This window comes from Ruegeria sp. BC2, from assembly GCF_056539245.1.
This window is the reverse complement of record NZ_JBQFUQ010000006.1, coordinates 1-23,921: the sequence shown is the minus strand read 5'-3', so window position 1 is coordinate 23,921 and position 23,921 is coordinate 1. Positions and strand designations below refer to the sequence as shown.

Genomic DNA, 23,921 nt, shown 5'->3' with positions numbered 1-23,921 from the left:
CGTCAGAGCCTGAACCGCAACGACACGGGTCTGCCACCGCGCACCAGGTCGATCTGCACTCGCCGCCCCGGATCGCGCAGCGCCCGAACGACGTCACGCGGGCGTTCAGCCTGTCGCCCGTTCACGGCATTGATGACATCGCCGGGCCGCAACCCGGCTCGCGCGCCGTAGGGGCCGGGGTCGACCACGACCACGCCGGTCTGCGACAGCAGCAGACCCATTTTGGCAATCATTGCCGGGTTGATGCGCGCAACCGTCATTTCCGGAAGAACCGTGCGATCGTCCAGAGTGGTTTCCTCGGCCGGAGGCGTCTCGGGCGCGGGGACCAGATCGACGGCGACCTCAGCGCGCTCGCTGCCGCGGAGCCGGGTCAGAACGGATTTCCCACCAACACCCGCCACAGACATGCGGAACTTCATCTCAGCCGGAGAATTCACCTCCTCGCCATCCACGTGGGTCACAATATCGCCAACCCGCAACCCGGCCTCGGCCAACGGGCTGAGCGGATGGAGGTCCGAGATCACAACGCCCTGCGGCAGCGAAAGCCCAAGGGATTCGGCGATGTCTGCGCTCATGGTCTGTCCGGCCATACCCGCCCAAGGGCTGACGAAACCTTCGTTTCCTTCCTGGGCCTGCCGCAGAAACTCTGCGACCAGATTGGCCGGAATGGCGAAGCCAATACCATTGGACCCACCCGACCGCGTCAGGATCGAGGTGTTGATGCCGATCAGGTCACCATTCACGTCGATCAGGGCACCGCCGGAATTGCCCGGGTTGATGGGCGCGTCTGTCTGGATGAAATAGCCCTGTGCATTGCCGGTGGCGGTACCAGACCGCGCCAGCCCCGAGATGATGCCAGACGACACGGTCTGCCCGACACCGAACGGATTGCCGATGGCCAGAGCCAGCTCCCCCACCTCGACATGGTCAGAATCCCGCAGACGCAGGAACGGCAGTCCTTGAGCATCCTGCAGGCGCAAGATGGCGATGTCGCTTTCCTCGTCGCCCAGAACGACCTCGGCCTGGAACTCGCGACGATCCGTCGTCACGACCCGGATCTCGGTCGCGGTCCCGACAACGTGATAGTTCGAGACGACATAGCCGTCCTCGGTCAGGATGACGCCCGACCCCAGCGAGTTTTGAACCCGCGGCCGCGGTGCACCGAACCCACCGCCGAAAAAGTCGCGAAAGAACGGATCCGTGAAAATCGGACTGCTGCGCCCAGGCCGGACGATCTTGGCATAGATGTTCACCACCGCCGGGGCCGCCTTTTTGACCACCGGGGCAAAACCCATCGAAATCTCGACCTGTGACTGAGGAACCCGTGTCTCGGCACCGGCATGGGTGGCCAGTGTCATCAGGCATACGGCCAGGATCGTGCGTATCATGACAGCTCCGTTCATCATCCGCCGAAGATATGCGGAGGTCGACACGCGAATGCAATAGAGCACGCGAAACCTTGCCGCTGCCATGTCCGCCGCAAGCGAGGCGATCCATAAGAAAAAGCCCCTGACCGGGATATCCGGACAGGGGCAATGAAACGGCAATGCAGCCGGTTCTTATTCTTCGTCAACGTCCACTTCTTCAGCGGCGACGCGGGCCTTGTCGGCTGCGCCTTTGGCGTCGATGTCACGATCAACGAATTCGATGATCGCCATCGGAGCCATGTCGCCATAGCGGAAGCCAGCTTTCAGGATACGGACATAGCCGCCCTGACGGTCCTTGTAGCGCGGGCCCAGAACCTCGAACAGCTTGGCGACGTCCTTGTCTTCCTTCAGCTGAGCTGCGGCCTGACGGCGGGCGTGCAGGTCGCCGCGCTTGCCCAGGGTGATCAGTTTTTCAACGATCGGGCGCAGTTCTTTTGCCTTGGGCAGGGTCGTCTTGATCTGTTCGTGCTCGATCAGCGAGCCGGCCATGTTCGAGAACAGGGCCTTGCGGTGCTCATGAGTACGGTTCAGGCGGCGGTAACCACGTGCGTGACGCATTTTTCAATTCCTTCTTTCGCGTTTTGCTTTGTCTGGCCGGCGATGCGTGTCACCGGCTCTCCTTGGGGCGGAAATGCCCATACGGTCCCCGGCAGCCCGGGCATTGGCGAAGACGCGTTTAGAACGCGTCTTCGAATTTCTTGGCCAGATCTTCGATGTTGTCGGGCGGCCAATCCTCGACATCCATGCCGAGGTGCAGACCCATGCCGGACAACACTTCCTTGATCTCGTTCAGCGACTTGCGGCCGAAGTTCGGGGTGCGCAGCATCTCGGCTTCGGTCTTCTGGATCAGGTCGCCGATGTAGACGATGTTGTCGTTCTTCAGGCAGTTTGCCGAACGGACCGACAGTTCCAGCTCGTCCACTTTCTTCAGCAGCAGCGGGTTGAACTCCAGACCATCGTCCTCGTCCTGGCGACCGGCCGATTCCGGCTCGTCGAAGTTGACGAAGATCGACAGCTGATCCTGCAGGATGCGGGCGGCGAAGGCCAGCGCGTCCTCGGGCGTGATCGAGCCGTCGGTTTCGATCTTCATGGTCAGCTTGTCATAGTCCAGAACCTGGCCTTCACGGGTCGGCTGAACGTCATAGGCGACTTTCTTGACCGGCGAGTAGATCGCGTCGATCGGGATCAGGCCGATGGGCGCATCTTCGGGCTTGTTCTTCTCGGCCGAGACATAGCCTTTGCCGGTGTTGACGGTCAGTTCCATGAACAGCTCGGCGCCATCGTCCAGGTGGCAGATGACGTGATCACGGTTCAGAACCTCGATGCCGGCGCTTTCGCTGATATCACCGGCGGTGACAACTGCGGGGCCTTTGGCGTTGATCGACAGGCGCTTGGGTCCTTCGACTTCCATGCGCAGAGCGACCTGCTTGAGGTTCAGGATGATGTCGGTGACGTCTTCACGAACGCCTGCGACCGAGCTGAACTCGTGCAGGACGTTGTCGATCTGGACGCTGGTGATGGCCGCGCCTTGCAGCGAGCTCATCAGAACACGGCGCAGCGCGTTGCCCAGGGTCAGACCAAAGCCACGCTCAAGCGGCTCCGCAACCAGGGTTGCCTGCCGCGCGGGATCGTTGCCCGGCTTGCCTTCCAGTTGGGTCGGCTTGATCAATTCTGCCCAATTCTTGTGGATCATGTAATCCCTCCATTCCTGTCTGCGCCCCATGACCAATCAGGTGCAGACGCCCGAGGTTTCAAAACGGCGAACCGGGGCCGTGTAAAAACACGGCCCCAGCCTGGTAATTCGATCGGTTAGACGCGGCGGCGCTTCGGCGGGCGGCAGCCATTGTGGGCGATCGGGGTCACATCGCGGATCGACGTGATGTTGAAGCCCACGGCAGCCAGCGCACGCAGAGCCGATTCACGACCCGAACCGGGGCCCTGAACTTCGACTTCCAGCGTCTTTACGCCATGTTCCTGCGCCTTCTTGCCTGCATCTTCTGCAGCCATCTGAGCGGCGTAGGGGGTCGATTTCCGCGATCCCTTGAAGCCCATGGTACCGGCCGACGACCACGAAATGGCGTTGCCCTGCACGTCCGAGATCAGGATCTTGGTGTTGTTGAAGGTCGAATTCACATGGGCGACGCCCGATGCGATGTTCTTACGCTCTTTGCGCTTAACGCGAGTCTTGTCACGTGCCATCAGTCAGACCCTCCCTTATTTCTTCTTACCAGCAATGGCCTTTGCGGGGCCTTTGCGGGTACGAGCGTTGGTGTGGGTACGCTGACCGCGAACCGGCAGGTTGCGGCGGTGACGCAGACCGCGATAGCAGCCCAGGTCCATCAGACGCTTGATGTTCATCTGAACTTCGCGACGCAGGTCACCTTCGACGGTGAAGTTGGCGTCGATGTATTCGCGGATGGCCAGAACTTCGGCATCCGACAGTTCATTGACGCGACGGGTCGTGTCGATGCCAACGGCTTCGCAGATCGCTTTGGCCGAGGTGTTGCCGATACCGGTGATATATGTGAGGGCGATTGGTACCCGCTTTGCAGTCGGGATGTTTACGCCGGCAATACGTGCCACGTGTCACTTTCCTTTCGTTGCGGTTCCGTAGTTCCAGAACCTTTTTTCACAACGCCTAACCGTGGCAGTGTGGCCAGAGGGTTCAGCATTATTCGAGGTGGTCTATACAAGCGGAGCGAATCCCGCGTGCGCGATTGATTCCCCAAAGGGATGGGGGTCGATATGGGCTTTTGGGCTTGGCGTCAAGCCCTTTGCAAGCTTAACCCAATATGGCTGCGATCGAGGCCCGGACTTCCTTGATGTCCGCCAGCCCGTTCACCGGTCGAAGATCGCCCTTGGCATAGTAATAGCCAATCAACGGCGAGGTCTTCTTGTAATACTCCATAAGCCGGGTCCGGAGGCTTTCCTCGTTGTCGTCGGCACGACGGACGAAATCGTTTTCCTTGCCGCAATTGGTACATTTACCATCGGCCGGGATCGGTTTGGTCTTGTCATTGTAGACCTCGCCGCAACCGCCACAGGTCGACCGGGCAGTGATCCGATCAACCAGGGCCTCGTCATCCACGCGCATTTCGATCACGGTGTGCAGCGACTGGCCCAGCTTGGTCAGAAGGGCCGACAAGGCGTCAGCCTGGGCCAAGGTTCGCGGGAAGCCGTCGAAGATGAAGCCTGCGCCCTTTTCGGTGGTCAGTTTCTCTTCGATCAGGCCAATCACGATCTCGTCGGTGACAAGCTTGCCCGCGTCCATGATCGCGGCCACCTTCTTGCCCATCTCGGTACCCGAGTTTCGGGCCTCGCGCAGCATGTCACCGGTGCTGAGCTGGATCATGCCCCGCGTTTCAACCAGGTGACGTGCCTGCGTACCCTTGCCTGCCCCCGGGGGGCCCAGAAGAATGATATTCATCGACGAGCGGGTCCCTTCCTGCCGCGTTTCTTGCCTTTGCCGCGCAGCTGGGACTTTTCGATCAGCCCTTCATATTGATGCGCCAGCAGGTGGCTCTGAACCTGTTGGATCGTGTCCATGGTCACAGAGACGATGATCAGAACCGAAGTGCCGCCGAAATAGAACGGGATGGCGAACTGGCCGCGCAGAATTTCAGGAAGCAGGCAGACCGCCGCAAGATAGGCCGAACCCAGCACCAGCACGCGGTTGACGACGTATTCCAGATATTCGGCGGTCTTTTTGCCAGGGCGAATGCCGGGCACAAAGCCGTTCTGCTTTTTCAGGTTGTCCGCCACGTCATCCGGTTTGAACGACACGTTGAACGTGTAGAAGTAGGCAAAGAACACGATCATCGACGCAAAGAACAGCAGATAAAGCGGCTGTCCCGGTCCGAAATTGGCCAGCAGCCACGACATGATCGGTCCGTTTGCAGCGCCCGACGAAAAGGTCGAGATCGTGACCGGCAGCAGCAGCAGCGAGCTGGCGAAGATCGCCGGAATCACGCCGGCCGGGTTGACCTTGACCGGCAGGTGGCTCGAGCCGCCCTCATAGACCTTCATGCCGACATTGCGGCGCGGGTACTGAATATGGATCTTGCGCAGCGCGCGTTCCATGAACACCACAAAGGTGATCACGGCGATCACCATCACGATCACGCCGACGATCACGGCCGGGCTGATCGCGCCCGAACGGCCCGAGGCCAGGAACTGAGCCAGCGCCGCCGGAACCTCGGCGATGATGCCGACGAAAATGATCAGCGAGATGCCGTTGCCGATGCCGCGCGCGGTGATCTGTTCACCCAACCACATCAGGAACATGGTGCCGCCGACCAGAGTGATCATCGTCGACAGGCGGAAATACAGGCCCGGATCGGTGGCCAAATCGCCCGATTCCAGCGAAACCGCCAAGCCATAGGCCTGCACGGTGGCCAGCGCCACGGTGCCGAAACGGGTATACTGGTTGATCTTCTTGCGGCCCTGCTCACCCTCTTTCTTGAGTTGTTCGAGCGCGGGCACCATCGAGGTCAGCAGCTGTACGATGATCGATGCCGAGATATAAGGCATGATGCCGAGGGCAAAGATACCCATCCGCCCCAGCGCCCCGCCGGTGAACATCGAAACCATCCCACCGATGCCCTGCCCCGCTTGTTCCATGAACTCGCGCAGCGCCTGTCCGTCGATCCCCGGCACCGGAATGAAGGTGCCCAGACGATAGACGATCAGCAAACCCAGCGTGAACAGGATGCGGTTGCGCAGATCGGTGGCCTTGCCCAAAGCAGCCCAGCTTGTGTTGGCTGCCATTTGTTCTGCTGCTGATACCATAAATCGGTCTCTCTTATGAAAACGCCGCCCGGAACCGTTTTCCGGCTCGGGCGGCGTCTTGGAAAACTCTGAGGTCTATGTAAGCGGGTCGGCGCCCGCTCACAAGCGCTTACTCTGCCGCAGCGGCTTTTGTGACCTTCAGTGAACCGCCCGCTTTTTCCACGGCTTCGATCGCCGCTTTCGAGGCGCCGGTCACTTCCAGGTTCAGCTTGGCGCTGATTTCGCCCTTGGCCAGAACGCGGATACCGTCCAGCTTGCGGCGCACCAGACCCGAGGCAACCAGTGCGTCCTCGGTGATGGCCGATTTAACGTCCAGTTTGCCGGCGTCGACGAATTTCTGGATCAGGCCCAGGTTGATGACGGCGAATTCCTTGCGGTTCGGCTTGTTGAAGCCGCGCTTGGGCAGGCGCTGATACAGCGGCATCTGGCCGCCTTCGTAGCCGTTGATGGCCACACCCGAACGAGATTTCTGGCCTTTGATACCGCGGCCACCCATTTTACCCTTGCCCGAGCCGGGACCACGGCCAACGCGGGTCCGTTTCGATGCGGCGCCTGGATTGTCGCGCAATTCGTGCAGTTTCATGTCGCTTCTCCTAAGCCGGATATGACCCCGAAGCGTGATGGGCCAAACACGGCATTTCTTGGTTTTGATTCTCGTGGCAAACACGCCACCGGAGCGCAGTACAGCCTCGCGCCCCGAGTTGCAAGTTTTGATTGCCCGGCAGCAGCGGCTCAGTCGTCGCGACCCGCGATGGGCGCATCTTGGGGCACAATTCCATGTTTGGCCACAAGTCGCCCGACCAGGCTGTCAGGATGTGGCATTCCACCATGGTTCTTGCGCATGATCGCCCGCATCCGGCGCCCGTACAAATGGATCGAGACGGTATCCTCGTGAAAAAACCGGTCAAGATTTTCGTTCGGTCGGGCAAGGGCCCGGCGCCGCGAAAAGTTGATCGGGTAAAAGACATGCTCTGGCAGGGCGTATTTTATCTCGCCTGTTTCCTTCAGCGCCCAGGTGAATGCCTTTGGTCCCCACACGCCCCACAACGCCTCGGGAACGTTGGTCGGGTTCCCGGCGTCCCGCGCCTCTTCCAGCGGTCGGCGGTGGCGCGGGGGTAACCAAGGCGGAATAAGGTAGGGATCATTCGTGTACTCGATCAGCTTGGCCAGAGTTTCGCTGTCCTGCGGCAGACCCAGAACTCCGATCGCCACCTCACCCTCGAGATACCCATAGTAATGACCATTCGCCGTTGAATAGGGTTTCAGGCAATAGGCATCGGTGTCTGCCCAAATCAGGTCGGGCTCCTGCGCGAGCATTCGGTACCGGAACTTGTCGGAATGCGGCGCGGGGCTATTGGTACGCTCATGAGTGATAAATTCGGAATCCGGCAGGATCTCGCGGGCATCACGGTGCTCGACACCCTCGGGGATGTTCGTCACATTGCTATAGGTATAAAGCCGCACGCTGTGGCCCATATCCAAGTACGACTGGATGCACAGCAGTTCCAAAAAGCTGAGCGGCCCCTCGACCCACAGCATTGCAATCTGGAAGTCCCGTGCCATGTTCTGCCCTCTCTGCCCAATGTGTTCATGCCTTGACGGCTTGCCTGCATTGGAGTGACCCAATTCCCGGCGCCGCGCAACGTCGCAGTTGTGGTAACAACTATTTTCCTGCCCGTGTGGGGCCCGTAAACACAAAAGAGGCGCCACTTGGGCGCCTCTGCTTCATATGTTGTCGTCCCGTATCTTACGAGCAGTAGGCGTGCTCGCGGGCGATGTCGGCGATGTCGCACCGGCGGATGCCGATGTCGTTCAACTCGCGGTCGCTCAGACGCTGCAACTCGGTATACGTGCGGGTGTATTCGCTGGCCCGGGCGCGGTTTTCTTTCACGCGCTCGATCAGGTTTGCGATACGGGCGGTCAGGTTGAAGCCGCCATGTGTCAGGGTCGCTGTGTGTGCCATTATCTCATTTCCTTTCGAATGTCGGGGCGTATTCCCCGATGTCACTTACTTGGTTCCTGTCTTGGACAGGGTTGAGATAGGGACTTCAGTTATCGCTAACAACGATGGTTTTGGACTGGCCGCTATGCATTTTTGGCATAGCGGCGCAAATCAGGAGTGACCGCTACCGGCCGCAAGCCGGGACAGGTTGTCCAAAGCAGCAGACCAGCCACCTTTGTAGTCCTGAAATAGTTCTGGCCCGGCCAGGCTTGTGATCTGCAACGTGACGCGCAGCGTACTGCCTTGGCCATTCGGCATGATTTCGTGTCCGCACAGCGAGACCGAGACCAACTCTCCCTGAATGACCAGTGTTTCGGTCAATGAAAGAAACTCCGGCGAGACCACGTGGAACAGGCTGGTCGTATTGAACTCTGGCGCCTCTTTCGGCCCACATCGCGTTTCCTCACGGCCTCCGGGACGACAGTCGAACACATCGATCAAAACTACGCTTTCATCGTCTGGTGCGGCCCATTTCTGGCGCAACTCGCGGTCGGTCAACACCTGAAACAGCCGGTCGGGAGCGCAGGCAATCTCGCGTTCCAGGATCAAAGTTTCGTAATCAGCCATCGTCGGATTCCTTCTCAATTTGCTCGGCAAGTGCAGACAGGCGATCCAGCCGGCCTTCCCAGAGGTGACGTTGTTGTTTCAACCAACCTTCCGCCTCGGCGATCGGGGCGGCTTCGATATGCAACATGCGAACCCGACCGATCTTCTCCGAACGGATCATTCCAGCGGATTCCAGTTTGCCGAGATGCTTCAGAAACGATGGCAGCGCCATGTCGTGCGCTTCGTGCAGCTCGGACACGGCCGCTGGGCCAGTGATCAGCCGCTCGATCACGGCACGCCGGGTCGGATCGGCCAGCGCAGAAAAAAAAGTATCGAGTTTGTTAGCCATAAGGCTAAGTATTTCAACGCACCACCCGCGTCAAGAAAAAGTTAGCCGTTTGGCTATGTTTTAATTTCAGGGTCAGGACGGAGGGCAAAAAAGTGTCTACCTGCAAATTCCTGGCCAGGCCTTGGCCTAGTTCACCGCAAAAGGCGGTCTTCCGACATTCCGCGCAGGCGACGGCCAAAAATGAAAACGCCCCCGATCAGATCGGAGGCGTTCATTAGGCTTTCGAAGTTGGCGCTCAGCCGCGCTCTTCGATGATCTCAACCAGATGCGGGATCTTGTTGACCATGCCGCGGATCGACGGAGTGTCTTCCAATTCGCGGGTCTTGTGCATCTTGTTCAGGCCCAGACCGATCAGGGTTGCGCGCTGTTCGGCGGGGCGACGGATCGGCGAACCGATCTGCTTGACGACGATGGTTTTTGCCATTGCTCGCTCTCCTTACGCTTCGGCTTCAGCCGGTGCTTCATCCCGCTTGGGCAGGATATCGGCGACCTTCTTGCCACGACGCGCGGCAACCGAACGCGGGCTCTGTTCTTTCTTCAGGCCGTCGATGGTGGCTCGGATCATGTTGTACGGGTTCTGCGAGCCCAGCGACTTGGACACAACGTCCTTTACGCCCAACATTTCGAACACGGCACGCATCGGACCACCGGCGATGATACCGGTACCTTCCGGTGCGGTGCGCATGACCACTTTACCGGCGCCGTGACGGCCCTCGATGTCGTGGTGCAGGGTCCGGCCTTCGCGCAGCTGCACGCGGATCATCTGACGCTTGGCTTGCTCGGTCGCCTTGCGGATGGCTTCAGGTACTTCTTTCGCTTTACCTTTGCCAAAACCCACGCGGCCTTTCTGATCGCCAACAACCACCAGAGCGGCGAAGCCAAAGCGCTTACCACCTTTTACGGTTTTCGACACGCGGTTGATTGCGACCAGACGATCGGCAAATTCCGGTGCTTCTTCACGGTCGCGGCCACGGCCCCGACGGTTTTCACGTTCTGCCATTTGGCATCCCTTTTCTCATGTGGCGCTTGGCGCCGTTTTCCTCAATCCAAGTGAGCCTCGACCGAAGCCGAGGCCCCCGGATCATCGGGGCGGATCGAAACCCGCCCACAGGTCTTAGATTTTCAGGCCGCCTTCACGCGCGGCGTCGGCAACTGCCTTCACCTTGCCGTGGAACAGGAAGCCGCCACGATCGAAATAAGCCTCTTCGACGCCGGCCTTCTTGGCCCGCTCGGCGATGGCTGCGCCCACTTTGGTGGCGGCTTCGACGTTGTTCTTGCCAACAACACCCAGATCCTTTTCCAGGGTCGAGGCCGAGGCCAGGGTCACGCCACGTACGTCGTCGATCAGCTGAACGGAGATGTTCTTGTTCGAACGGTGTACGGACAGACGCGGACGACCCGCGTTGACCTTGCGAAGTTTGTTCCGAACGCGCAGGCGGCGCTTCAGAAACAGGGTTCTTTTGCTGTTTGCCATTGTGTTCGTCCTTACTTCTTCTTGCCTTCCTTGCGGAAGATGAACTCGCCCTTGTAGCGGATGCCCTTGCCTTTGTACGGCTCAGGACGGCGCCACTCGCGGATTTTCGCCGCGGTTTCGCCCACCAGCTGCTGGTCGATGCCTTCCACAACGATCTCGGTCTGCTTCGGCGCGGTTATGGTGACACCTTCCGGAGCAACGAAATCAACATCGTGGCTGTAGCCCAGGTTCAGCTTCAGGGTGTTGCCCTGCATCTGAGCGCGGTAACCCACACCCTGGATTTCCAGTTCCTTCTTGAAGCCTTCGGTCACACCGGTCACCAGGTTGGCGACCATGGTGCGGCTCATGCCCCACTGCTGACGCGCACGCTTGGACGAACCACGCGGGTCGATTTTGACCACGTTGTCTTCGACCGTCAGGGTGACGTCATCGGTTGCGGTGAAGCTGCGGGTGCCTTTCGGACCTTTGACTTCGATGGTCTGACCCGACACAGAGGCGGTAACGCCGCTGGGCAGCTCGACCGGTTTCTTACCAATACGAGACATTGCAGACCTCCTTAGAAGACGGTGCAGAGCACTTCGCCGCCAACATTGTTGGAGCGAGCGTTTGCGTCCGACATCACACCTTTCGGAGTGCTGACAATCGACACGCCCAGGCCCTGACGAACCTGCGGGATGTCATTGACGCCCATGTATACACGACGGCCGGGCTTCGAGACCCGCTTCAGTTCGCGAATGACAGGGGTGCCTTCGTAGTATTTCAGGCTGATTTCCAGAGCCGGATGACCGTTTTCACCGGTCGTCTTTTCATAGCCGCGGATATAGCCTTCGTCCGCCAGCACGTCCAGAACCCAGGCGCGCAGTTTCGACGCCGGAGTGATCACGGTGGACTTGCCGCGCATTTGCGCGTTGCGGATGCGGGTGAGCATATCGCCGATAGGATCGTTCATATCTGTCTCTCCCTTACCAGCTCGATTTCACCATGCCGGGGATCTGACCAGCAGAACCCAGCTCGCGCAGCGCGATACGGCTGACCTTCAGCTTACGGTAGTAAGCGTGGGGACGACCGGTCAGCTGACAACGGTTGTGCAGACGGGTAGCCGAGCTGTTGCGCGGCAGTTTCGCCAGTTTCAGACGCGCTTTGAAGCGCTCTTCCATCGGCTTGCTCTCGTCATTCGCGATCTCTTTCAGAGCCGCACGCTTTTCGGCATACTGTGCCACCAGGCGTGCGCGCTTCTTCTCGCGTTCGATCATTGCTTTTTTAGCCATGTCTCAATCCTCCCGGCGCTTACGCGTTGAACGGCATGTTGAAAGCTTTCAACAGTGCCTTTGCTTCAGCGTCGGTTTTCGCTGTGGTGGCAATTACGATGTCCATGCCCCAGACCTCGTCGACCTTGTCGAAGTCGATTTCCGGGAACACGATGTGCTCTTTCATGCCCATGGCAAAGTTGCCACGGCCATCGAAGGACGGTTTCACACCGCGGAAGTCACGTACGCGAGGCATCGCGATGGTGATCAGACGGTCCAGGAATTCGTACATCCGGTCGCCGCGCAGGGTCACCTTGGCGCCCAGCGGCATGTCTTCACGGACGCGGAAACCCGCGATCGACTTCTTCGCCTTGGTCGAAACGGCCTTCTGACCGGCGATCGCCGTCAGATCCTCGACCGCGGCTTTCGCCTTCTTCGAGTCCTTCACCGCCTCGGCACCACAGCCGATGTTCAGAACGATCTTCTCCAGCTTGGGGATCTGCATATCGTTCTTGTAGCCGAACTCTTCTTTCAGAGCGGCACGGATGGTTTCAGCGTACTGAGCTTTCAGACGCGGGGTGTAGGTTGCAGCATCAAGCATCGATCACGTCCCCCGTGGTCTTGGCGTAACGAACCTTCTTGTCACCTTCCATGCGGAAGCCGACGCGGGTTGCCTTGCCGCTCTTGTCCAGCAGGGCCAGGTTCGACAGGTCGATCGGCAGAGCCTTGGGCAGGCGGCCACCTTGCGACGTTTGCGACTGGCGGGTGTGGCGGATGGCGATGTTCACGCCATCAACGACAGCTTTGCCGGCTTTGGGGTCGACCGAGGTGATAGTCCCCTCTTTGCCCTTGTCCTTGCCGGCCAGCACGACGACCTTGTCGCCTTTGCGGAGTTTAGCAGCCATGATTACAGCACCTCCGGAGCCAGCGAGATGATCTTCATGAAGTTCTTCGCGCGCAGTTCACGAACAACGGGGCCGAAGATACGGGTACCGACGGGCTCGTTGTTGTTGTTCAGGATGACGGCGGCGTTGCGATCGAAGCGGATCGCGGTGCCGTCTTCGCGACGGACTTCTTTGGCGGTGCGCACGACGACGGCCTTGCGGACGTCACCTTTCTTCACGCGGCCGCGCGGGATGGCTTCCTTCACCGAGACGACAATGATGTCGCCGACGGAGGCGTATTTACGCTTGGAACCACCCAGGACCTTGATGCACTGAACTCGGCGGGCGCCGGAGTTGTCAGCGACATCCAGATTGGTCTGCATCTGGATCATGTGGTTTCTCCCGACCTGTGGGGGCTGGTCTTGTTAAATCCCCCAGGGTTTCGACAAATGGAAAAGTCCCGGAGGCTTAGGCCTCCAGAACCTCCCAACGTTTCGTCTTCGATTTCGGCGCGCATTCGATGATGCGTACGGTGTCGCCGACCTTGAAGGCGTTCTTTTCGTCGTGAGCCCGGTATTTCTTGGACTTACGAACGGTTTTCTGCAGCAGAGGGTGCTTGAAACGGCGCTCGACCAGAACGGTGATGGTCTGTTCGTTGGCGTCGCTGGTCACGGTGCCTTGCAGGATACGCTTGGGCATCTGATTACTCCTCGGATGCCGCGGCAGCGGCCTTTTCGTTCAGAATGGTTTTGACGCGGGCAGCATTGCGGCGGGCCGCTTTGATACCAGCAGTGTTTTCCAGCTGACCGGTGGCCTGTTGAAAGCGCAGGTTGAAGCTTTCTTTCTTCAGGTTGGCCAGTTCCTCGCGGAGCTGGTCCGGGGTCTTTTCACGCAGTTCTTGGGCGTTCATCGCCTTTTCCTTTGCTCAAAACACCAGAAGGCCCCGTACACGGGTCACCTTGGACCTGGTGGATGAATGATAGACATGCGAATCGCCCGACAACGCCGGGAGACCGCAGGATGCCGCCGTATAAGGGTTTGATGGGTGGGTGGCAAGGGAAAGTTTTGCAGCCAGAACCGGGCAACCAACGGGTCACGTCAGAACCTGACCACTTGCGCGTTGTCTTCTGTGGAAACGGGTTTGGCGGAAACTCAAAAGACACGTGAAACCCTTGAAGTATCTTCAGTCCGCTGACTTAGGAACGGTGGAAAAAATGGAACTGGTTGTCCTAATTGGGTTTGCGGCACTTCTAGTTGCTTTAATATCAAGAAAGCCACGCCTTGTCGCCCGTCATAGAGGGCATCAAAAACCTCCGCAAGCCTCCACACGGAAACGCGCAATCCCGCGACAACAGCCGAGTGTTGTTCCCTCCAACCGCGTTCTGACGGGGCGCGCTTATGTGATCGATGGCGACACAATCATTGTCCGTGGAACAAAGATCCGTCTAGCCGGCATTGATGCGCCCGAGCTGGACATGCCATGGGGCCTAAAGGCAAAGTGGACGATGGTCGAAATCTGCAAAGGTCAGGTGATTACCGTCATGCTGAACGGCGAAACATCCTATGACCGGTTAGTTGGAATTGCATACCTACCCAATGGGCAGGACATCGGCGCGGAGCTGGTCAAAAGGGGGCTTGCGCTGGACCTGCCTTTCTTTTCACAAGGAAGGTATAGGCATCTCGAACCGACCGGCGCCAGAGAACGACTGCGGAATGGGGCTTTCGGTCACGCATCGATTTCGGTTCGCAGGACGACGACAGTCGTCGCCTATCGGCGCAGATCAAACCGGCACAATGCGGGCAGTTGAGTTCGCCCTTCAAGGCTCACTCCCACTTATAGTTAAAACTCACCGAAATTCGTTCTTCTTCGGCCATGTTCATCGGCACCTCGTGGCGCAGCCAGCTTTCCCACAGCAGAACGTCGCCGACCTTCGGCTTCAAATAAATGAAGGGCTGTAGTTCGCGTCGGGCGCCCTTGCGGCGCACCGGCGCGGCCATCATGCGGCCCGAGCGGGGGTCTTCAAGCTTCAGCGCGCTGGCGCCTTCCGGCATTGACACATAGGTCGTTCCAGAAATCACACTGTGTGGATGGATGTGGCTGGCATGCATTCCACCCTCGGGCAGGATGTTGATCCAAAGATCCTCCAGTTTCAATTCCCGGTCATCCAGATCAAACTCAAGGTCTTTTGCGAATGCAGCCACGTGCTGATCCAAAGTCTTCACCAAGTCCTGAAAGATCGGAAACCGCCAGGGCAGATCAGTCAACGAGGCATAGCTGGTGTAACCCGGATAGCCGTTTTTTTCGCACCACTCCTGCCCGGCCTCGTCATCCTCAGCAATGACAAGGCACGAGTTCTCCAGCTCCTCCGGATCGATCCTTGGATCGAACTCAGACAGAGCGGCGCGGTAGAGACGGGTAACGAAGAGTGATTCAATCTGTGCCATGGGCGTCCATTACCCTATTCGACGCCCAGGCGCGATAGAGGAACTTTCTTCGAATTTGGAAAACCCCTGCTGCTGTCACAAGTCAATATAGGGCAACGGGTCGCTGTGATGCGCGATCAGCTTCCACGCTCCACCTTCATGGCGATAGACATTCGTGCCGCGCATCCGGATACCGGACCCATCGCCCTGCCCCGACGCCTCGGCGACGTGATGCACAGTGGCAAGCGTATCCCCAAGCACAACATGCCGGTTCAGCACTTTGATCGACCCGCCCAGATGCGCCCGACCCTGCGCGATCCAATCCTGATCCGTGACTTTCCACCCAACGTGGAACAGATCGGGTGACGGGCCCATATAGATGACATCGTCCGCATGCGACCACAGCGCCTCCATCGGTGCAACGTCACCCTCGAACATTGCGTTCAGTGCGGCAAAGAAGCCGTCGTCAATCTTTTCAATCTCTGACGTCGAAACCATTTGAGGCCCCCTTGTTCTAGGCTTTTCCGAAGTATCAAAAGCTGAAGCTGAGCCTAACCCAAACCATCCGAAAAACAAAAAACCCCGCCGGTTCGGCGGGGTTTTCTGAAGTCTTGGCAAGACCGGTTTACCAGTCCTCGCGGACCACCACGCGGGTCTTGATCGGCAGCTTCATCGCAGCCAGGCGCAGAGCCTCGCGCGCGATTTCATCGTTGACGCCGTCGATCTCGAACATCACGCGACCGGGCTTCACTTTGGCTGCCCAATAGTCGACCGAGCCTTTACCTTTACCCATACGGACTTCGGTAGGCTTCGAGGTCACGGGGGTATCCGGGAAGATCCGGATCCAGACGCGACCTTGACGCTTCATGTGACGGGTCATGGCACGACGAGCAGCTTCGATCTGGCGTGCAGTGACGCGCTCGGGCTGCAGGGCCTTCAGACCGTAGGTGCCAAAGTTCAGATCAGAGCCGCCTTTGGCTTCGCCCTTGATCCGGCCTTTGTGCATCTTGCGGAATTTTGTACGCTTTGGTTGAAGCATATCTTTCCCTCCTTAGCGACGACCGCCACCAGCACCACGAGGTGCAGGGCCGTCCTGGAGTTCCTGTGCTTTACGGTCACGTGCCTGCGGATCGTGCTCCATGATCTCACCTTTGAAGATCCAGACCTTGATCCCGATGATCCCGTAGGGGGTCATCGCTTCGGCATGTGCGTAATCGATGTCGGCACGCAGGGTGTGCAGAGGCACGCGGCCTTCGCGGTACCATTCGGTCCGTGCGATTTCGGCGCCGCCCAGACGTCCAGCGACGTTCACCCGGATACCCAGGGCGCCCATGCGCATGGCGTTCTGAACCGACCGCTTCATCGCGCGGCGGAACGAAACGCGGCGCTCCAGCTGCTGAGCGATCGACTCGGCAACCAGCTGCGCGTCGAGTTCCGGCTTGCGCACTTCGACGATGTTCAGGTGCAGTTCGCTGTCGGTCATCTGCGCGATTTTCTTGCGCAGAACTTCGATGTCCGCGCCTTTCTTGCCGATGATGACACCGGGACGCGCGGTGTGGATCGTGACGCGGCACTTCTTGTGCGGACGTTCGATGATCACACGGGCGATGCCGGCTTGCTTGCACTCTTTCTTGATGAACTCACGGATCTTGAGGTCTTCCAGCAGAAGATCACCGTAGTCCTTGGTATCTGCGTACCAACGGCTGTCCCAGGTGCGGTTGACCTGAAGGCGCATGCCGATCGGATTGACTTTATGTCCCATTAGGCTTGCTCCTCAACTTGACGCACCTTGATGGTGATCTCCGAGAACGGCTTCATGATCTTGCCGAAACGGCCACGGGCACGCGGACGGCCGCGCTTCATGACCAGGTTCTTACCAACCCATGCTTCGGCGACGATCAGCTCGTCCACGTCCAGGTTGTGGTTGTTTTCGGCGTTCGCGATTGCGGACTGCAGGCACTTTTTTACGTCCTGCGCGACACGCTTGTTCGAGAAAGTCAGGTCGGTCAGAGCCTTCTCGACTTTCTTGCCGCGGATCATTTGCGCAACCAGGTTCAGTTTCTGCGGGCTGGTGCGAAGCATACGGGTTTTTGCCATTGCTTCGTTTTCAGCCACGCGGCGGGGGTTCTTTTCCTTGCCCATGACTTACTTCCGCTTCGCTTTTTTGTCTGCGGCATGGCCATAATAGGTCCGGGTCGGCGAGTACTCACCGAACTTCTGACCGATCATGTCTTCCGAGACGTTTACCGGGATATGCTTCTGGCCGTTGTACACACCAAAGGTCAGACCCACGAACTGGGGCAGAATGGTGGAACGACGCGACCAGATCTTGATGACTTCGTTGCGGCCCGACTCGCGCGCAGCTTCGGCTTTTTTCAGCACGTAAGCGTCGACGAAAGGACCCTTCCAAACAGAGCGAGACATGTCTTAACGCCCTTTCTTCTTGGCGTGCCGCGAGCGGATGATCAGCTTCTGGGACGCTTTGTTCTTGTTGCGGGTACGCTTACCCTTGGTGTCCTTACCCCAAGGCGTAACCGGCGTACGGCCACCCGAGGTCCGGCCTTCACCACCACCGTGGGGGTGATCGATCGGGTTCATGGCAACACCACGGACCGACGGACGCACGCCCTTGTGGCGCATACGACCGGCTTTGCCGAGGTTCTGGTTGCTGTTGTCGGGGTTCGACACGGCACCGACGGTGGCCATGCATTCTTGGCGCACCATGCGCAGCTCGCCCGAGCTCAGACGGATCTGGGCATAGCCGCCATCACGGCCGACGAACTGGGCGTAGGTGCCCGCTGCACGTGCGATCTGACCGCCCTTGCCGGGCTTCATCTCGATGTTGTGCACGATGGTACCGATCGGCATACCCGAGAACGGCATCGCGTTGCCGGGCTTGATGTCGGCCTTGGCCGAAGCGATGACCTTGTCGCCAACCGCCAGACGCTGCGGCGCCAGGATATAGGCCTGCTCGCCGTCGTCATATTTGATCAGTGCGATGAATGCGGTCCGGTTCGGGTCGTATTCGATCCGCTCGACGGTTGCCGCCACATCCAGTTTGTTCCGTTTGAAGTCAACGATCCGGTAGAGACGCTTTGCGCCACCGCCACGGCGGCGTGAAGTGATCCGTCCGGTGTTGTTCCGGCCGCCCGACTTGGTCAAACCCTCAGTGAGAGACTTGACCGGACGTCCTTTCCAAAGCTCCGAACGGTCGATCAGCACCAGCCCGCGCTGGCCCGGCGTCGTCGGTTTGTACGACTTGAGTGCCATGCTTTCTGTCTTCCGTTTAGCAAGCGCGAGGATCAATCCCCGCTATGTGAGAGGCCCCCGTAGGTGCCCAGGTTATAGGGCCCCGAAGGTCCCCGGTTGCAAATATCAGAGGCCCCGGAACGAATCCGAGGCCGCAAGATTGGGAGCGTGTAGCAGGGTTGGGGGTGGGTGTCGATAGGTCGAGCGGTTCCAACATCAAGAAATCTCGCCCCCCCCCATTTCAAAGCTGCATCCGTTTGGACCGCCACCGCAGAATAAAGGAAACCAGAACATTACTCACTCCAGGGTGGCAAGCAGAGCGCAAACTCTTATAAAGGCTGAAATTTAACAAGGGTACGGCAGCACGATGGAGACAAAAGATGCGCCTTAGAGACATCAATTTTGGTGATGTAGATGCGAAAAACGAGATACTCAAACAGCGGCGAATTGGCGAAAGAGATTTCTTCGAATCCTATTCGATTCCCCAAGGTCTCGATCTTCAAGAATACTACGCGGGGCAGAAGTATTTTGTGCTTGGTCTGAAGGGCACCGGAAAAACTGCGCTTCTCCGCTATTTACACGACACCGTAACTGCAAGAGGAGATCTGTCTGAGTTTATTCTTTTTAAGAGCCACGTGTCTGAAGAAGACCGTCAAAAGCTCTCTGAGGGTGCAGGGTTTCAAATAGTCGACACTGAGAACGTGCCAACATTCATTCAAGACTTCAAAGAGTCTTGGAAGTGGCTAATATATCAAAAAATCGCCGCCAAATTGCACCAAGCAAATATTGAGGATGCCGACTGCCAAAGGCTCTACAAACTGACTGGACTTAGCGAGAACCGGCTAACGTCGACACTTGGTGAATTATTCTCCAAAATTTCTTCTGGAAATCTAAAGTTCTCTGGTGAGGCGCTCGGAGTCGCGCTGGAACTTGGAATTGAAACTAAAGCATCCAACGGGGTTTCTAGCGTTTCGCTATCAAGCGTAAACAGGTCATGCGCACTGTTGCTCAACAGTATTCAGTTGGACAAGCCGCTGTACCTTTTTTTCGATGAACTCGAACTTTTTCATCAGACCTCTGATCAATTCGATCGAGACAGAAGGATCATTAGAGACCTTGTATACAGTATTTCCCAAATAAATAGTGAATCTGCGGAATACGGAAGACGCGTGTTCATCATTTCGTCACTTCGCACAGAGGTGCTACACTCAATACTGGAGCTTGGCCATGAGATCGGCAGAGATGTTGATGACTACGGCGATAAGCTGGATTGGTCTGCGGAAAAGGCCACCAAGGACCACCCCCTGTTGAAACTGATTGCAAAGAAGATAGCAGTCTCGGTCAATATATCAGCGGACCACGTTTGGACACGTTTTTTCCCGATCAAGATCAACAATCAGGACTACTACAAGTTCCTTCTGAACTCTTCATACTACAGGCCCAGAGATATAGTTAGATTGTTGCGTGTTGCTCGCCAGCACAACAAAGAAGCTGAAGCATTTACAACAGCTCATTTTGATGAGTCTTCAACTGAGTACTCGAAGCAAACTTGGCTCGAGATAACCGAAGAGTTGCTCGCATCATATAGCCCTGGTGAAATCGCTGCACTCCAGAGAACACTATTAGGTTTCAAAACTCATTTCTTCAAAGACGAATTGGAAGACAGAATCAATGTTCGCTACAAAGCAGACCGACCAGTTCAAGAGCTTTTTTCCTCTAAGGGAGTCACGACTGTTTTGGAAGATTTATATAGGATTGGAGTGCTTGGAAATGACTTCATTGTGCGCGACACTTTCGGAAATACGAAGCGACGGCACCGTTGGATTTTTCGAGGAAATTCATCAATAAACGCGTCGGAGCGCATGGCAATACATAAATCACTGTGGAAACATCTAACAATTATCCCGATGTAACCATCTAAATCTCAAATTTTTGTAAAGCAAAAAACCCCCGCCTTTCGGCGGGGGCTTTCATCTCTCTCCAAGGACGGGTCCGATCAGAGACCGGTGGTCACGTCGATGGTGTTGCCCTCTTCCAGGGTCACATAGGCCTTCTTGACGTCTTTCCGCTTGCCCAGCTGGCCGCGGAACCGCTTGACCTTGCCTTTGGTCACGGTGGTGTTCACCGCCTTGACCTTCACACCAAACAGCGCCTCGACGGCCTCTTTGATCTGCGGCTTGTTGCTGTCGATCGCCACTTCAAAGACAACCGCGCCGTTCTCAGAGGCCATGGTCGTTTTCTCGGTGATGATCGGCTTGCGGATCACGTCGTAGTGTTCTGCCTTCGCGCTCATTTCAGTCGAGCCTCCAGTGCTTCGACACCCGCCTTGGTGAGCACCAGGGTGTCACGCTTGAGGATGTCATAGACGTTTGCGCCCATCGACGGCAGGATATCCAGACCTTCGATGTTGCGGGCTGCGCGGGCGAACCCTTCGTTCACGGTGGCGCCGTCGATGACCAGAGCGCGCTTCCAGCCCAGGTTTGCAACCTGCTTGGCCAGTGCGGCGGTCTTGCCTTCGGCTTCGGCGCTTTCGATCACGACCAGCTCACCGGCTTTGGCCTTGGCCGACAGTGCGTGGCGCAGGCCCAGCTTGCGGAACTTCTTCGGCAGGTCGTGGCCATGCGAACGCGGGGTCGGACCCTTGTAGATGCCACCCTTGCGGAAGATCGGCGCGTTGCGGTCACCGTGACGTGCGCCACCGGTGCCCTTCTGGCGATAGATCTTCTTGGTCGAGTAGCTGGTTTCCGAGCGGGTCTTCACCTTGTGGGTACCAGCCTGCGCGTTGTTGCGCTGCCAACGGACCACACGGTGCAGGATGTCCGCGCGCGGCTCCAGGCCGAACAGGTCCGCATCCAGCTCGATGTTGCCGGCTTTCTTGCCGTCCAGTTTGATTACATCAAGTTTCATGCTTCACCACCTTCCGCGGGTGCTTCTTCCGCAGGTGCTTCGGTTGCAGCCGATTTCACAGCAGCCGGGAAGGGCAGGCCTTCCGGTGCTTTCTTCTTGACGGCGTCCTTGACGGTAACCCAGCCCGATTTCGGTCCGGGAACGGCGCCTTTGATGAAGACCAGACCACGGTCGGCGTCGGTTTTGACGACCTCGAGGTTCTGGGTGGTAACACGGGCAGCACCCATGTGACCGGCCATCTTCTTGCCTTTGAACACCTTGCCCGGGTCCTGACACTGACCGGTCGAACCGTGCGAACGGTGGCTGATCGAAACACCGTGCGAGGCGCGCAGACCACCGAAGTTGTGGCGCTTCATTGCACCGGCAAAACCTTTACCGATCGAGGTGCCCGAAACGTCAACTTTCTGACCAGCCAGGAAGTGATCTGCCGAGATCTCGGCGCCCACTTCGATCAGCGCGTCTTCCGACACGCGGAACTCGGCCAGCTTGCGCTTGGGCTCGACCTTGGCGGCGGCGAAGTGGCCGCGCATGGCCTTCGAGGTGCGTTTTGCCTTGGCGGCACCGGCGCCCAGCTGAACGGCGGTGTAGCCGTCTTTGTCAGCGGTACGCTGTGCAACGACCTGCAGGTTGTCCAGGTGAAGAACGGTCACAGGGATCTGCTTGCCGTCTTCCATGAACAGGCGGGTCATGCCGACTTTTTTTGCGATAATACCAGAGCGCATCATCAATACCCTCCGATCTTACGACTGCAGCTTGATCTCGACGTCCACACCAGCGGCCAGGTCGAGCTTCATCAGCGCGTCCACGGTCTGGGGGGTCGGATCTACGATGTCCAAGAGACGCTTGTGCGTACGGATCTCGAACTGATCGCGGGATTTCTTGTCAACGTGAGGGCCACGGAGAACCGTGAACTTCTCGATCTTGTTCGGCAGCGGGATCGGGCCGCGAACGTTCGCGCCGGTCCGCTTTGCAGTGTTGACGATCTCTTGCGTGCTGGCATCCAGCACGCGATAGTCAAATGCCTTCAGCCGAATACGGATGTTTTGGCTTTGCATATTAACAGCCTTTTTTCAGGCGTTGGAGTTGAGAGGAGGACGGGCGCTCATCGCCAACCCTCATCGAACCCAAAAGGCGGGAATCACCCCGCCTTCACATTCTCACCGAGAACTCGCGCGGTTTAGTGGGGTTGGCGCTGTTTGGCAAGGGGGAAATGCCACCAAGCCCCAAATGCGGATTGTCCAACAAGTGATAGGCCGCCGCGCTGAATCTTGAAGACCCTACCCGGCTTCAGGATCGTTTTGGGATTGCCCCAATTCCGCCAGCTCTGTCCAGACCGCATCCGGGATAGACCAGTCGGCCCATTCGAATGTCTGGTCCACGTGCTGCGGCCATGTCGCGCCGCAAATTGTCGAAGCTATATCTGCGTTTTTGACCGAGAACTGCAACGCAAGCGCCCCCAAGGGCACATCGTAGCGGGAACAGATACTCTCGACCGCACGAACCGGGCCCAGAACCTCTTCGGTTGCAGGCCGATATACGTAGAAATGATGAGCGGAACTTCCCTTGGCCAATATTCCTCCGGAATAAGGCGCCGCATTCAGAACGGTCACTCCCTTGGAACGCGCAAGTTCAATCAACGGAGCGGAATTCATGTTGACGACTGTATGCCTGTTGTGCGTCAGAAGGACGTCGAACTCACGATCGCGTAGCATAGGCATCAGGACGTCAATTCGACCACCGGCAAGCCCCACAGCTTTGGCCAAGCCCTCTTCCTTCATCCGAAACAGCTCATCAAGCGCGCCGCCCGTGCCGGTCACTTCGGAAAGATCTGCGGCGTATTCAGGGTCATGAAGGTGAAGAACATCCACCTGGTCGACGCCAAGGGCTTCAAGGCTTGCTTCAAGCGACCTTCGCGCTTGTGTCGCATCAAACCTGTTGCTCTCCATGTCGCGGTCCAGTTTCGTGGACAGAACCCGGCCCTCGGGCCACCCGCCCAGCTCACGAATGACTTGCCCGATACGTTCTTCGCTTCGGCCCAACGCATACCCGCGCGCTGTATCAATGAAGCCATCCGGACGTTGGAGAATTGTCCTGATGGTATCCAGTGCACGGCTTTCGTCTACTTCGTATCCATATATCTGTGGAATGCTTCCCAGCCCTGTTGAACCGAACCCTATTTGCGGCAACCTGACCCCAGTCCGGCCGATCTCAACATGCTTGGTCATCCCATTATCCTCCCCTACAGGACATTTCTGACTGCAATTGTGTCGAGGGGCGCCACTCAACGCAAGCTTGGCGTATTCGCGTGCGACACCAAGATGTGTGCAACCAATGTTTTGGGGACTTAACGAAAAAGGCCGCCCCGGATTGGGACGGCCTTCTTTGGTTTCTCACCGAGTTGCTTTCGGCTGGCTTCGCTTTGGAAAACCGCCTGCCGCAACCGGGCGCGACAAGCGCGCCTTACTCGATGATTTTGGACACGACGCCTGCGCCGACGGTGCGGCCGCCTTCGCGGATGGCGAAGCGCAGACCATTTTCCATGGCGATCGGGGCGATCAGCTCGACGCCGAACGACACGTTGTCGCCGGGCATGACCATCTCGGTGCCTTCGGCCAGGGTCACGG

38 protein-coding genes are annotated in these 23,921 nt (G+C 58.1%); 2 read left to right on the top strand and 36 right to left on the bottom strand.

Translation table 11 applies throughout. The features are described 5' to 3' along the window. Positions 1 to 2: 2 nt before the first annotated feature. From ACR0CU_RS17915 to rpmC, 23 genes are all read right to left on the bottom strand, one after another. Entirely contained in the window at positions 3 to 1,388 is a 1,386-nt protein-coding gene (locus tag ACR0CU_RS17915; RefSeq protein WP_170449011.1) for a trypsin-like peptidase domain-containing protein, read from the bottom strand. 171 nt (positions 1,389 to 1,559) lie between these two features. Continuing rightward, positions 1,560 to 1,985 carry a 50S ribosomal protein L17 gene (gene rplQ, locus ACR0CU_RS17910; RefSeq protein WP_093965383.1) on the bottom strand — a complete coding sequence of 142 codons (426 nt, stop codon included), beginning with the start codon at positions 1,983 to 1,985 and terminating at the stop codon, positions 1,560 to 1,562. Positions 1,986 to 2,103: 118 nt separating this feature from the next. After that, positions 2,104 to 3,120, bottom strand: a complete 1,017-nt coding sequence (locus tag ACR0CU_RS17905) for a DNA-directed RNA polymerase subunit alpha (protein WP_170342951.1) — start codon at positions 3,118 to 3,120, stop codon at positions 2,104 to 2,106. A 116-nt stretch (positions 3,121 to 3,236) separates the two neighbouring features. Beyond that, positions 3,237 to 3,626: a 30S ribosomal protein S11 gene (rpsK, locus tag ACR0CU_RS17900; RefSeq protein ID WP_008757289.1), complete on the bottom strand. Its 390-nt coding sequence runs from the start codon at positions 3,624 to 3,626 to the stop codon at positions 3,237 to 3,239. Positions 3,627 to 3,641: 15 nt separating this feature from the next. After that, on the bottom strand, positions 3,642 to 4,010 hold the full coding sequence (gene rpsM, locus ACR0CU_RS17895) for a 30S ribosomal protein S13 (protein ID WP_093965378.1): 369 nt from the start codon (positions 4,008 to 4,010) through the stop codon (positions 3,642 to 3,644). Between the two features lie 199 nt (positions 4,011 to 4,209). Next, on the bottom strand, positions 4,210 to 4,854 hold the full coding sequence (locus ACR0CU_RS17890; RefSeq protein ID WP_170449013.1) for an adenylate kinase: 645 nt from the start codon (positions 4,852 to 4,854) through the stop codon (positions 4,210 to 4,212). After that, a complete protein-coding gene (gene secY / locus ACR0CU_RS17885; RefSeq protein ID WP_093965375.1) occupies positions 4,851 to 6,215 on the bottom strand; it encodes a preprotein translocase subunit SecY in 1,365 nt (454 codons plus the stop codon). The genes ACR0CU_RS17890 and secY overlap by 4 nt, the downstream gene beginning before the upstream one ends. A gap of 109 nt (positions 6,216 to 6,324) precedes the next feature. Beyond that, complete coding sequence (gene rplO, locus ACR0CU_RS17880) at positions 6,325 to 6,798, bottom strand: 50S ribosomal protein L15 (protein WP_170449015.1); 474 nt, start codon at positions 6,796 to 6,798, stop codon at positions 6,325 to 6,327. A 149-nt stretch (positions 6,799 to 6,947) separates the two neighbouring features. Further along, positions 6,948 to 7,778 (bottom strand): hypothetical protein, encoded by an 831-nt coding sequence (locus ACR0CU_RS17875; RefSeq protein ID WP_254437642.1) that lies wholly within the window; start codon positions 7,776 to 7,778, stop codon positions 6,948 to 6,950. 184 nt (positions 7,779 to 7,962) lie between these two features. Continuing rightward, the gene (locus ACR0CU_RS17870) at positions 7,963 to 8,178 is read right to left on the bottom strand and encodes a DUF1127 domain-containing protein (RefSeq protein ID WP_170343462.1); all 216 of its coding nucleotides are present in this window, start codon (positions 8,176 to 8,178) and stop codon (positions 7,963 to 7,965) included. Between the two features lie 150 nt (positions 8,179 to 8,328). Continuing rightward, positions 8,329 to 8,784, bottom strand: a complete 456-nt coding sequence (locus ACR0CU_RS17865) for an SRPBCC domain-containing protein (RefSeq protein ID WP_170361684.1) — start codon at positions 8,782 to 8,784, stop codon at positions 8,329 to 8,331. After that, positions 8,777 to 9,112, bottom strand: a complete 336-nt coding sequence (locus tag ACR0CU_RS17860) for an ArsR/SmtB family transcription factor (RefSeq protein ID WP_170342961.1) — start codon at positions 9,110 to 9,112, stop codon at positions 8,777 to 8,779. The genes ACR0CU_RS17865 and ACR0CU_RS17860 overlap by 8 nt, the downstream gene beginning before the upstream one ends. A gap of 235 nt (positions 9,113 to 9,347) precedes the next feature. Continuing rightward, positions 9,348 to 9,536 (bottom strand): 50S ribosomal protein L30, encoded by a 189-nt coding sequence (gene rpmD, locus ACR0CU_RS17855; RefSeq protein WP_093965366.1) that lies wholly within the window; start codon positions 9,534 to 9,536, stop codon positions 9,348 to 9,350. A 12-nt stretch (positions 9,537 to 9,548) separates the two neighbouring features. Next, positions 9,549 to 10,112 carry a 30S ribosomal protein S5 gene (gene rpsE / locus ACR0CU_RS17850; protein WP_093965365.1) on the bottom strand — a complete coding sequence of 188 codons (564 nt, stop codon included), beginning with the start codon at positions 10,110 to 10,112 and terminating at the stop codon, positions 9,549 to 9,551. Between the two features lie 114 nt (positions 10,113 to 10,226). Then, on the bottom strand, positions 10,227 to 10,586 hold the full coding sequence (rplR, locus tag ACR0CU_RS17845; protein ID WP_010437103.1) for a 50S ribosomal protein L18: 360 nt from the start codon (positions 10,584 to 10,586) through the stop codon (positions 10,227 to 10,229). Positions 10,587 to 10,597: 11 nt separating this feature from the next. Beyond that, a complete protein-coding gene (gene rplF, locus ACR0CU_RS17840) occupies positions 10,598 to 11,131 on the bottom strand; it encodes a 50S ribosomal protein L6 (protein ID WP_093965363.1) in 534 nt (177 codons plus the stop codon). 11 nt (positions 11,132 to 11,142) lie between these two features. After that, positions 11,143 to 11,535 carry a 30S ribosomal protein S8 gene (rpsH, locus tag ACR0CU_RS17835; RefSeq protein ID WP_093965361.1) on the bottom strand — a complete coding sequence of 131 codons (393 nt, stop codon included), beginning with the start codon at positions 11,533 to 11,535 and terminating at the stop codon, positions 11,143 to 11,145. A gap of 13 nt (positions 11,536 to 11,548) precedes the next feature. Beyond that, complete coding sequence (gene rpsN, locus ACR0CU_RS17830; RefSeq protein ID WP_093965360.1) at positions 11,549 to 11,854, bottom strand: 30S ribosomal protein S14; 306 nt, start codon at positions 11,852 to 11,854, stop codon at positions 11,549 to 11,551. A 19-nt stretch (positions 11,855 to 11,873) separates the two neighbouring features. After that, entirely contained in the window at positions 11,874 to 12,434 is a 561-nt protein-coding gene (gene rplE, locus ACR0CU_RS17825; RefSeq protein ID WP_093965358.1) for a 50S ribosomal protein L5, read from the bottom strand. Further along, positions 12,427 to 12,738 carry a 50S ribosomal protein L24 gene (gene rplX / locus ACR0CU_RS17820; RefSeq protein ID WP_170449017.1) on the bottom strand — a complete coding sequence of 104 codons (312 nt, stop codon included), beginning with the start codon at positions 12,736 to 12,738 and terminating at the stop codon, positions 12,427 to 12,429. Before rplX ends, rplE begins: the two co-directional genes overlap by 8 nt. Before the next feature lie 2 nt (positions 12,739 to 12,740). Beyond that, positions 12,741 to 13,109: a 50S ribosomal protein L14 gene (gene rplN / locus ACR0CU_RS17815; RefSeq protein WP_005621870.1), complete on the bottom strand. Its 369-nt coding sequence runs from the start codon at positions 13,107 to 13,109 to the stop codon at positions 12,741 to 12,743. A 76-nt stretch (positions 13,110 to 13,185) separates the two neighbouring features. Continuing rightward, the gene (rpsQ, locus tag ACR0CU_RS17810) at positions 13,186 to 13,416 is read right to left on the bottom strand and encodes a 30S ribosomal protein S17 (protein WP_170342963.1); all 231 of its coding nucleotides are present in this window, start codon (positions 13,414 to 13,416) and stop codon (positions 13,186 to 13,188) included. A gap of 4 nt (positions 13,417 to 13,420) precedes the next feature. Then, a complete protein-coding gene (rpmC, locus tag ACR0CU_RS17805) occupies positions 13,421 to 13,627 on the bottom strand; it encodes a 50S ribosomal protein L29 (RefSeq protein ID WP_093965352.1) in 207 nt (68 codons plus the stop codon). A gap of 304 nt (positions 13,628 to 13,931) precedes the next feature. On the opposite strand from rpmC, the gene ACR0CU_RS17800 reads away from it, so the two are divergent. Then, positions 13,932 to 14,525 carry a thermonuclease family protein gene (locus ACR0CU_RS17800; protein ID WP_170449019.1) on the top strand — a complete coding sequence of 198 codons (594 nt, stop codon included), beginning with the start codon at positions 13,932 to 13,934 and terminating at the stop codon, positions 14,523 to 14,525. Positions 14,526 to 14,541: 16 nt separating this feature from the next. Here the strand turns inward: ACR0CU_RS17800 and ACR0CU_RS17795 are convergent, their stop codons facing one another. The 7 genes from ACR0CU_RS17795 to rplB form a co-directional block, all read right to left on the bottom strand. Beyond that, positions 14,542 to 15,162, bottom strand: coding sequence for a 2OG-Fe(II) oxygenase family protein (locus tag ACR0CU_RS17795; protein WP_170449021.1), 621 nt, complete (start codon positions 15,160 to 15,162; stop codon positions 14,542 to 14,544). 75 nt (positions 15,163 to 15,237) lie between these two features. After that, positions 15,238 to 15,639: a YybH family protein gene (locus ACR0CU_RS17790; protein WP_170372869.1), complete on the bottom strand. Its 402-nt coding sequence runs from the start codon at positions 15,637 to 15,639 to the stop codon at positions 15,238 to 15,240. A 127-nt stretch (positions 15,640 to 15,766) separates the two neighbouring features. After that, on the bottom strand, positions 15,767 to 16,180 hold the full coding sequence (rplP, locus tag ACR0CU_RS17785; RefSeq protein WP_005980704.1) for a 50S ribosomal protein L16: 414 nt from the start codon (positions 16,178 to 16,180) through the stop codon (positions 15,767 to 15,769). A 12-nt stretch (positions 16,181 to 16,192) separates the two neighbouring features. Beyond that, entirely contained in the window at positions 16,193 to 16,903 is a 711-nt protein-coding gene (rpsC, locus tag ACR0CU_RS17780; protein WP_093965346.1) for a 30S ribosomal protein S3, read from the bottom strand. After that, positions 16,903 to 17,283: a 50S ribosomal protein L22 gene (gene rplV / locus ACR0CU_RS17775; RefSeq protein WP_039538267.1), complete on the bottom strand. Its 381-nt coding sequence runs from the start codon at positions 17,281 to 17,283 to the stop codon at positions 16,903 to 16,905. The genes rpsC and rplV overlap by 1 nt, the downstream gene beginning before the upstream one ends. A 3-nt stretch (positions 17,284 to 17,286) precedes the next feature. Further along, positions 17,287 to 17,565, bottom strand: coding sequence for a 30S ribosomal protein S19 (rpsS, locus tag ACR0CU_RS17770; RefSeq protein WP_005980699.1), 279 nt, complete (start codon positions 17,563 to 17,565; stop codon positions 17,287 to 17,289). Positions 17,566 to 17,568: 3 nt separating this feature from the next. Next, entirely contained in the window at positions 17,569 to 18,411 is an 843-nt protein-coding gene (gene rplB, locus ACR0CU_RS17765; protein WP_093965344.1) for a 50S ribosomal protein L2, read from the bottom strand. 359 nt (positions 18,412 to 18,770) lie between these two features. Between rplB and ACR0CU_RS17760 the strand changes: the two genes are divergently transcribed. Next, positions 18,771 to 20,303 (top strand): P-loop ATPase, Sll1717 family, encoded by a 1,533-nt coding sequence (locus ACR0CU_RS17760; protein ID WP_170449023.1) that lies wholly within the window; start codon positions 18,771 to 18,773, stop codon positions 20,301 to 20,303. 83 nt (positions 20,304 to 20,386) lie between these two features. Here the strand turns inward: ACR0CU_RS17760 and ACR0CU_RS17755 are convergent, their stop codons facing one another. The 6 genes from ACR0CU_RS17755 to ACR0CU_RS17730 form a co-directional block, all read right to left on the bottom strand. Further along, positions 20,387 to 20,683 (bottom strand): 50S ribosomal protein L23, encoded by a 297-nt coding sequence (locus tag ACR0CU_RS17755; RefSeq protein WP_093965341.1) that lies wholly within the window; start codon positions 20,681 to 20,683, stop codon positions 20,387 to 20,389. Continuing rightward, positions 20,680 to 21,297 (bottom strand): 50S ribosomal protein L4, encoded by a 618-nt coding sequence (rplD, locus tag ACR0CU_RS17750; RefSeq protein ID WP_170342972.1) that lies wholly within the window; start codon positions 21,295 to 21,297, stop codon positions 20,680 to 20,682. Before rplD ends, ACR0CU_RS17755 begins: the two co-directional genes overlap by 4 nt. Further along, positions 21,294 to 22,019 (bottom strand): 50S ribosomal protein L3, encoded by a 726-nt coding sequence (rplC, locus tag ACR0CU_RS17745; protein ID WP_170343454.1) that lies wholly within the window; start codon positions 22,017 to 22,019, stop codon positions 21,294 to 21,296. Before rplC ends, rplD begins: the two co-directional genes overlap by 4 nt. A gap of 18 nt (positions 22,020 to 22,037) precedes the next feature. Beyond that, positions 22,038 to 22,352, bottom strand: a complete 315-nt coding sequence (gene rpsJ / locus ACR0CU_RS17740; protein ID WP_008756422.1) for a 30S ribosomal protein S10 — start codon at positions 22,350 to 22,352, stop codon at positions 22,038 to 22,040. Positions 22,353 to 22,574: 222 nt separating this feature from the next. Then, complete coding sequence (locus ACR0CU_RS17735; RefSeq protein WP_170449025.1) at positions 22,575 to 23,522, bottom strand: aldo/keto reductase; 948 nt, start codon at positions 23,520 to 23,522, stop codon at positions 22,575 to 22,577. 235 nt (positions 23,523 to 23,757) lie between these two features. Further along, the coding region (locus ACR0CU_RS17730) for an EF-Tu C-terminal domain-related protein (protein ID WP_480642961.1) at positions 23,758 to 23,921 on the bottom strand (164 nt) is incomplete at its 5' end.

Coding starts and splice junctions, on each gene's coding strand:
- ACR0CU_RS17865 (WP_170361684.1), bottom strand. CDS start 8,784: ATGGCTGATTACGAAACTTTGATCCTGGAACGCGAGATTGCCTGCGCT.
- ACR0CU_RS17735 (WP_170449025.1), bottom strand. CDS start 23,522: ATGACCAAGCATGTTGAGATCGGCCGGACTGGGGTCAGGTTGCCGCAA.
- rplB (WP_093965344.1), bottom strand. CDS start 18,411: ATGGCACTCAAGTCGTACAAACCGACGACGCCGGGCCAGCGCGGGCTG.
- rpsN (WP_093965360.1), bottom strand. CDS start 11,854: ATGGCTAAAAAAGCAATGATCGAACGCGAGAAGAAGCGCGCACGCCTG.
- rplO (WP_170449015.1), bottom strand. CDS start 6,798: ATGAAACTGCACGAATTGCGCGACAATCCAGGCGCCGCATCGAAACGG.
- rplQ (WP_093965383.1), bottom strand. CDS start 1,985: ATGCGTCACGCACGTGGTTACCGCCGCCTGAACCGTACTCATGAGCAC.
- rpsE (WP_093965365.1), bottom strand. CDS start 10,112: ATGGCAGAACGTGAAAACCGTCGGGGCCGTGGCCGCGACCGTGAAGAA.
- rpmD (WP_093965366.1), bottom strand. CDS start 9,536: ATGGCAAAAACCATCGTCGTCAAGCAGATCGGTTCGCCGATCCGTCGC.
- ACR0CU_RS17755 (WP_093965341.1), bottom strand. CDS start 20,683: ATGAGCGCGAAGGCAGAACACTACGACGTGATCCGCAAGCCGATCATC.
- rplF (WP_093965363.1), bottom strand. CDS start 11,131: ATGTCTCGTATTGGTAAGAAACCGGTCGAGCTGCCCAGCGGCGTTACC.
- ACR0CU_RS17760 (WP_170449023.1), top strand. CDS start 18,771: ATGCGCCTTAGAGACATCAATTTTGGTGATGTAGATGCGAAAAACGAG.
- ACR0CU_RS17905 (WP_170342951.1), bottom strand. CDS start 3,120: ATGATCCACAAGAATTGGGCAGAATTGATCAAGCCGACCCAACTGGAA.
- ACR0CU_RS17790 (WP_170372869.1), bottom strand. CDS start 15,639: ATGGTTTCGACGTCAGAGATTGAAAAGATTGACGACGGCTTCTTTGCC.
- secY (WP_093965375.1), bottom strand. CDS start 6,215: ATGGTATCAGCAGCAGAACAAATGGCAGCCAACACAAGCTGGGCTGCT.
- ACR0CU_RS17890 (WP_170449013.1), bottom strand. CDS start 4,854: ATGAATATCATTCTTCTGGGCCCCCCGGGGGCAGGCAAGGGTACGCAG.
- ACR0CU_RS17875 (WP_254437642.1), bottom strand. CDS start 7,778: ATGGCACGGGACTTCCAGATTGCAATGCTGTGGGTCGAGGGGCCGCTC.
- rplP (WP_005980704.1), bottom strand. CDS start 16,180: ATGCTTCAACCAAAGCGTACAAAATTCCGCAAGATGCACAAAGGCCGG.
- ACR0CU_RS17860 (WP_170342961.1), bottom strand. CDS start 9,112: ATGGCTAACAAACTCGATACTTTTTTTTCTGCGCTGGCCGATCCGACC.
- rplD (WP_170342972.1), bottom strand. CDS start 21,297: ATGAAACTTGATGTAATCAAACTGGACGGCAAGAAAGCCGGCAACATC.
- ACR0CU_RS17800 (WP_170449019.1), top strand. CDS start 13,932: ATGGAACTGGTTGTCCTAATTGGGTTTGCGGCACTTCTAGTTGCTTTA.
- ACR0CU_RS17795 (WP_170449021.1), bottom strand. CDS start 15,162: ATGGCACAGATTGAATCACTCTTCGTTACCCGTCTCTACCGCGCCGCT.
- rplC (WP_170343454.1), bottom strand. CDS start 22,019: ATGCGCTCTGGTATTATCGCAAAAAAAGTCGGCATGACCCGCCTGTTC.
- rpmC (WP_093965352.1), bottom strand. CDS start 13,627: ATGAACGCCCAAGAACTGCGTGAAAAGACCCCGGACCAGCTCCGCGAG.
- rplE (WP_093965358.1), bottom strand. CDS start 12,434: ATGCTTGATGCTGCAACCTACACCCCGCGTCTGAAAGCTCAGTACGCT.
- ACR0CU_RS17870 (WP_170343462.1), bottom strand. CDS start 8,178: ATGGCACACACAGCGACCCTGACACATGGCGGCTTCAACCTGACCGCC.
- rpsJ (WP_008756422.1), bottom strand. CDS start 22,352: ATGCAAAGCCAAAACATCCGTATTCGGCTGAAGGCATTTGACTATCGC.
- rplR (WP_010437103.1), bottom strand. CDS start 10,586: ATGGCAAACAGCAAAAGAACCCTGTTTCTGAAGCGCCGCCTGCGCGTT.
- rplN (WP_005621870.1), bottom strand. CDS start 13,109: ATGATCCAGATGCAGACCAATCTGGATGTCGCTGACAACTCCGGCGCC.
- rplX (WP_170449017.1), bottom strand. CDS start 12,738: ATGGCTGCTAAACTCCGCAAAGGCGACAAGGTCGTCGTGCTGGCCGGC.
- rpsK (WP_008757289.1), bottom strand. CDS start 3,626: ATGGCACGTGACAAGACTCGCGTTAAGCGCAAAGAGCGTAAGAACATC.
- rpsH (WP_093965361.1), bottom strand. CDS start 11,535: ATGAACGATCCTATCGGCGATATGCTCACCCGCATCCGCAACGCGCAA.
- rpsC (WP_093965346.1), bottom strand. CDS start 16,903: ATGGGACATAAAGTCAATCCGATCGGCATGCGCCTTCAGGTCAACCGC.
- rplV (WP_039538267.1), bottom strand. CDS start 17,283: ATGGGCAAGGAAAAGAACCCCCGCCGCGTGGCTGAAAACGAAGCAATG.
- rpsQ (WP_170342963.1), bottom strand. CDS start 13,416: ATGCCCAAGCGTATCCTGCAAGGCACCGTGACCAGCGACGCCAACGAA.
- rpsS (WP_005980699.1), bottom strand. CDS start 17,565: ATGTCTCGCTCTGTTTGGAAGGGTCCTTTCGTCGACGCTTACGTGCTG.
- ACR0CU_RS17915 (WP_170449011.1), bottom strand. CDS start 1,388: ATGATACGCACGATCCTGGCCGTATGCCTGATGACACTGGCCACCCAT.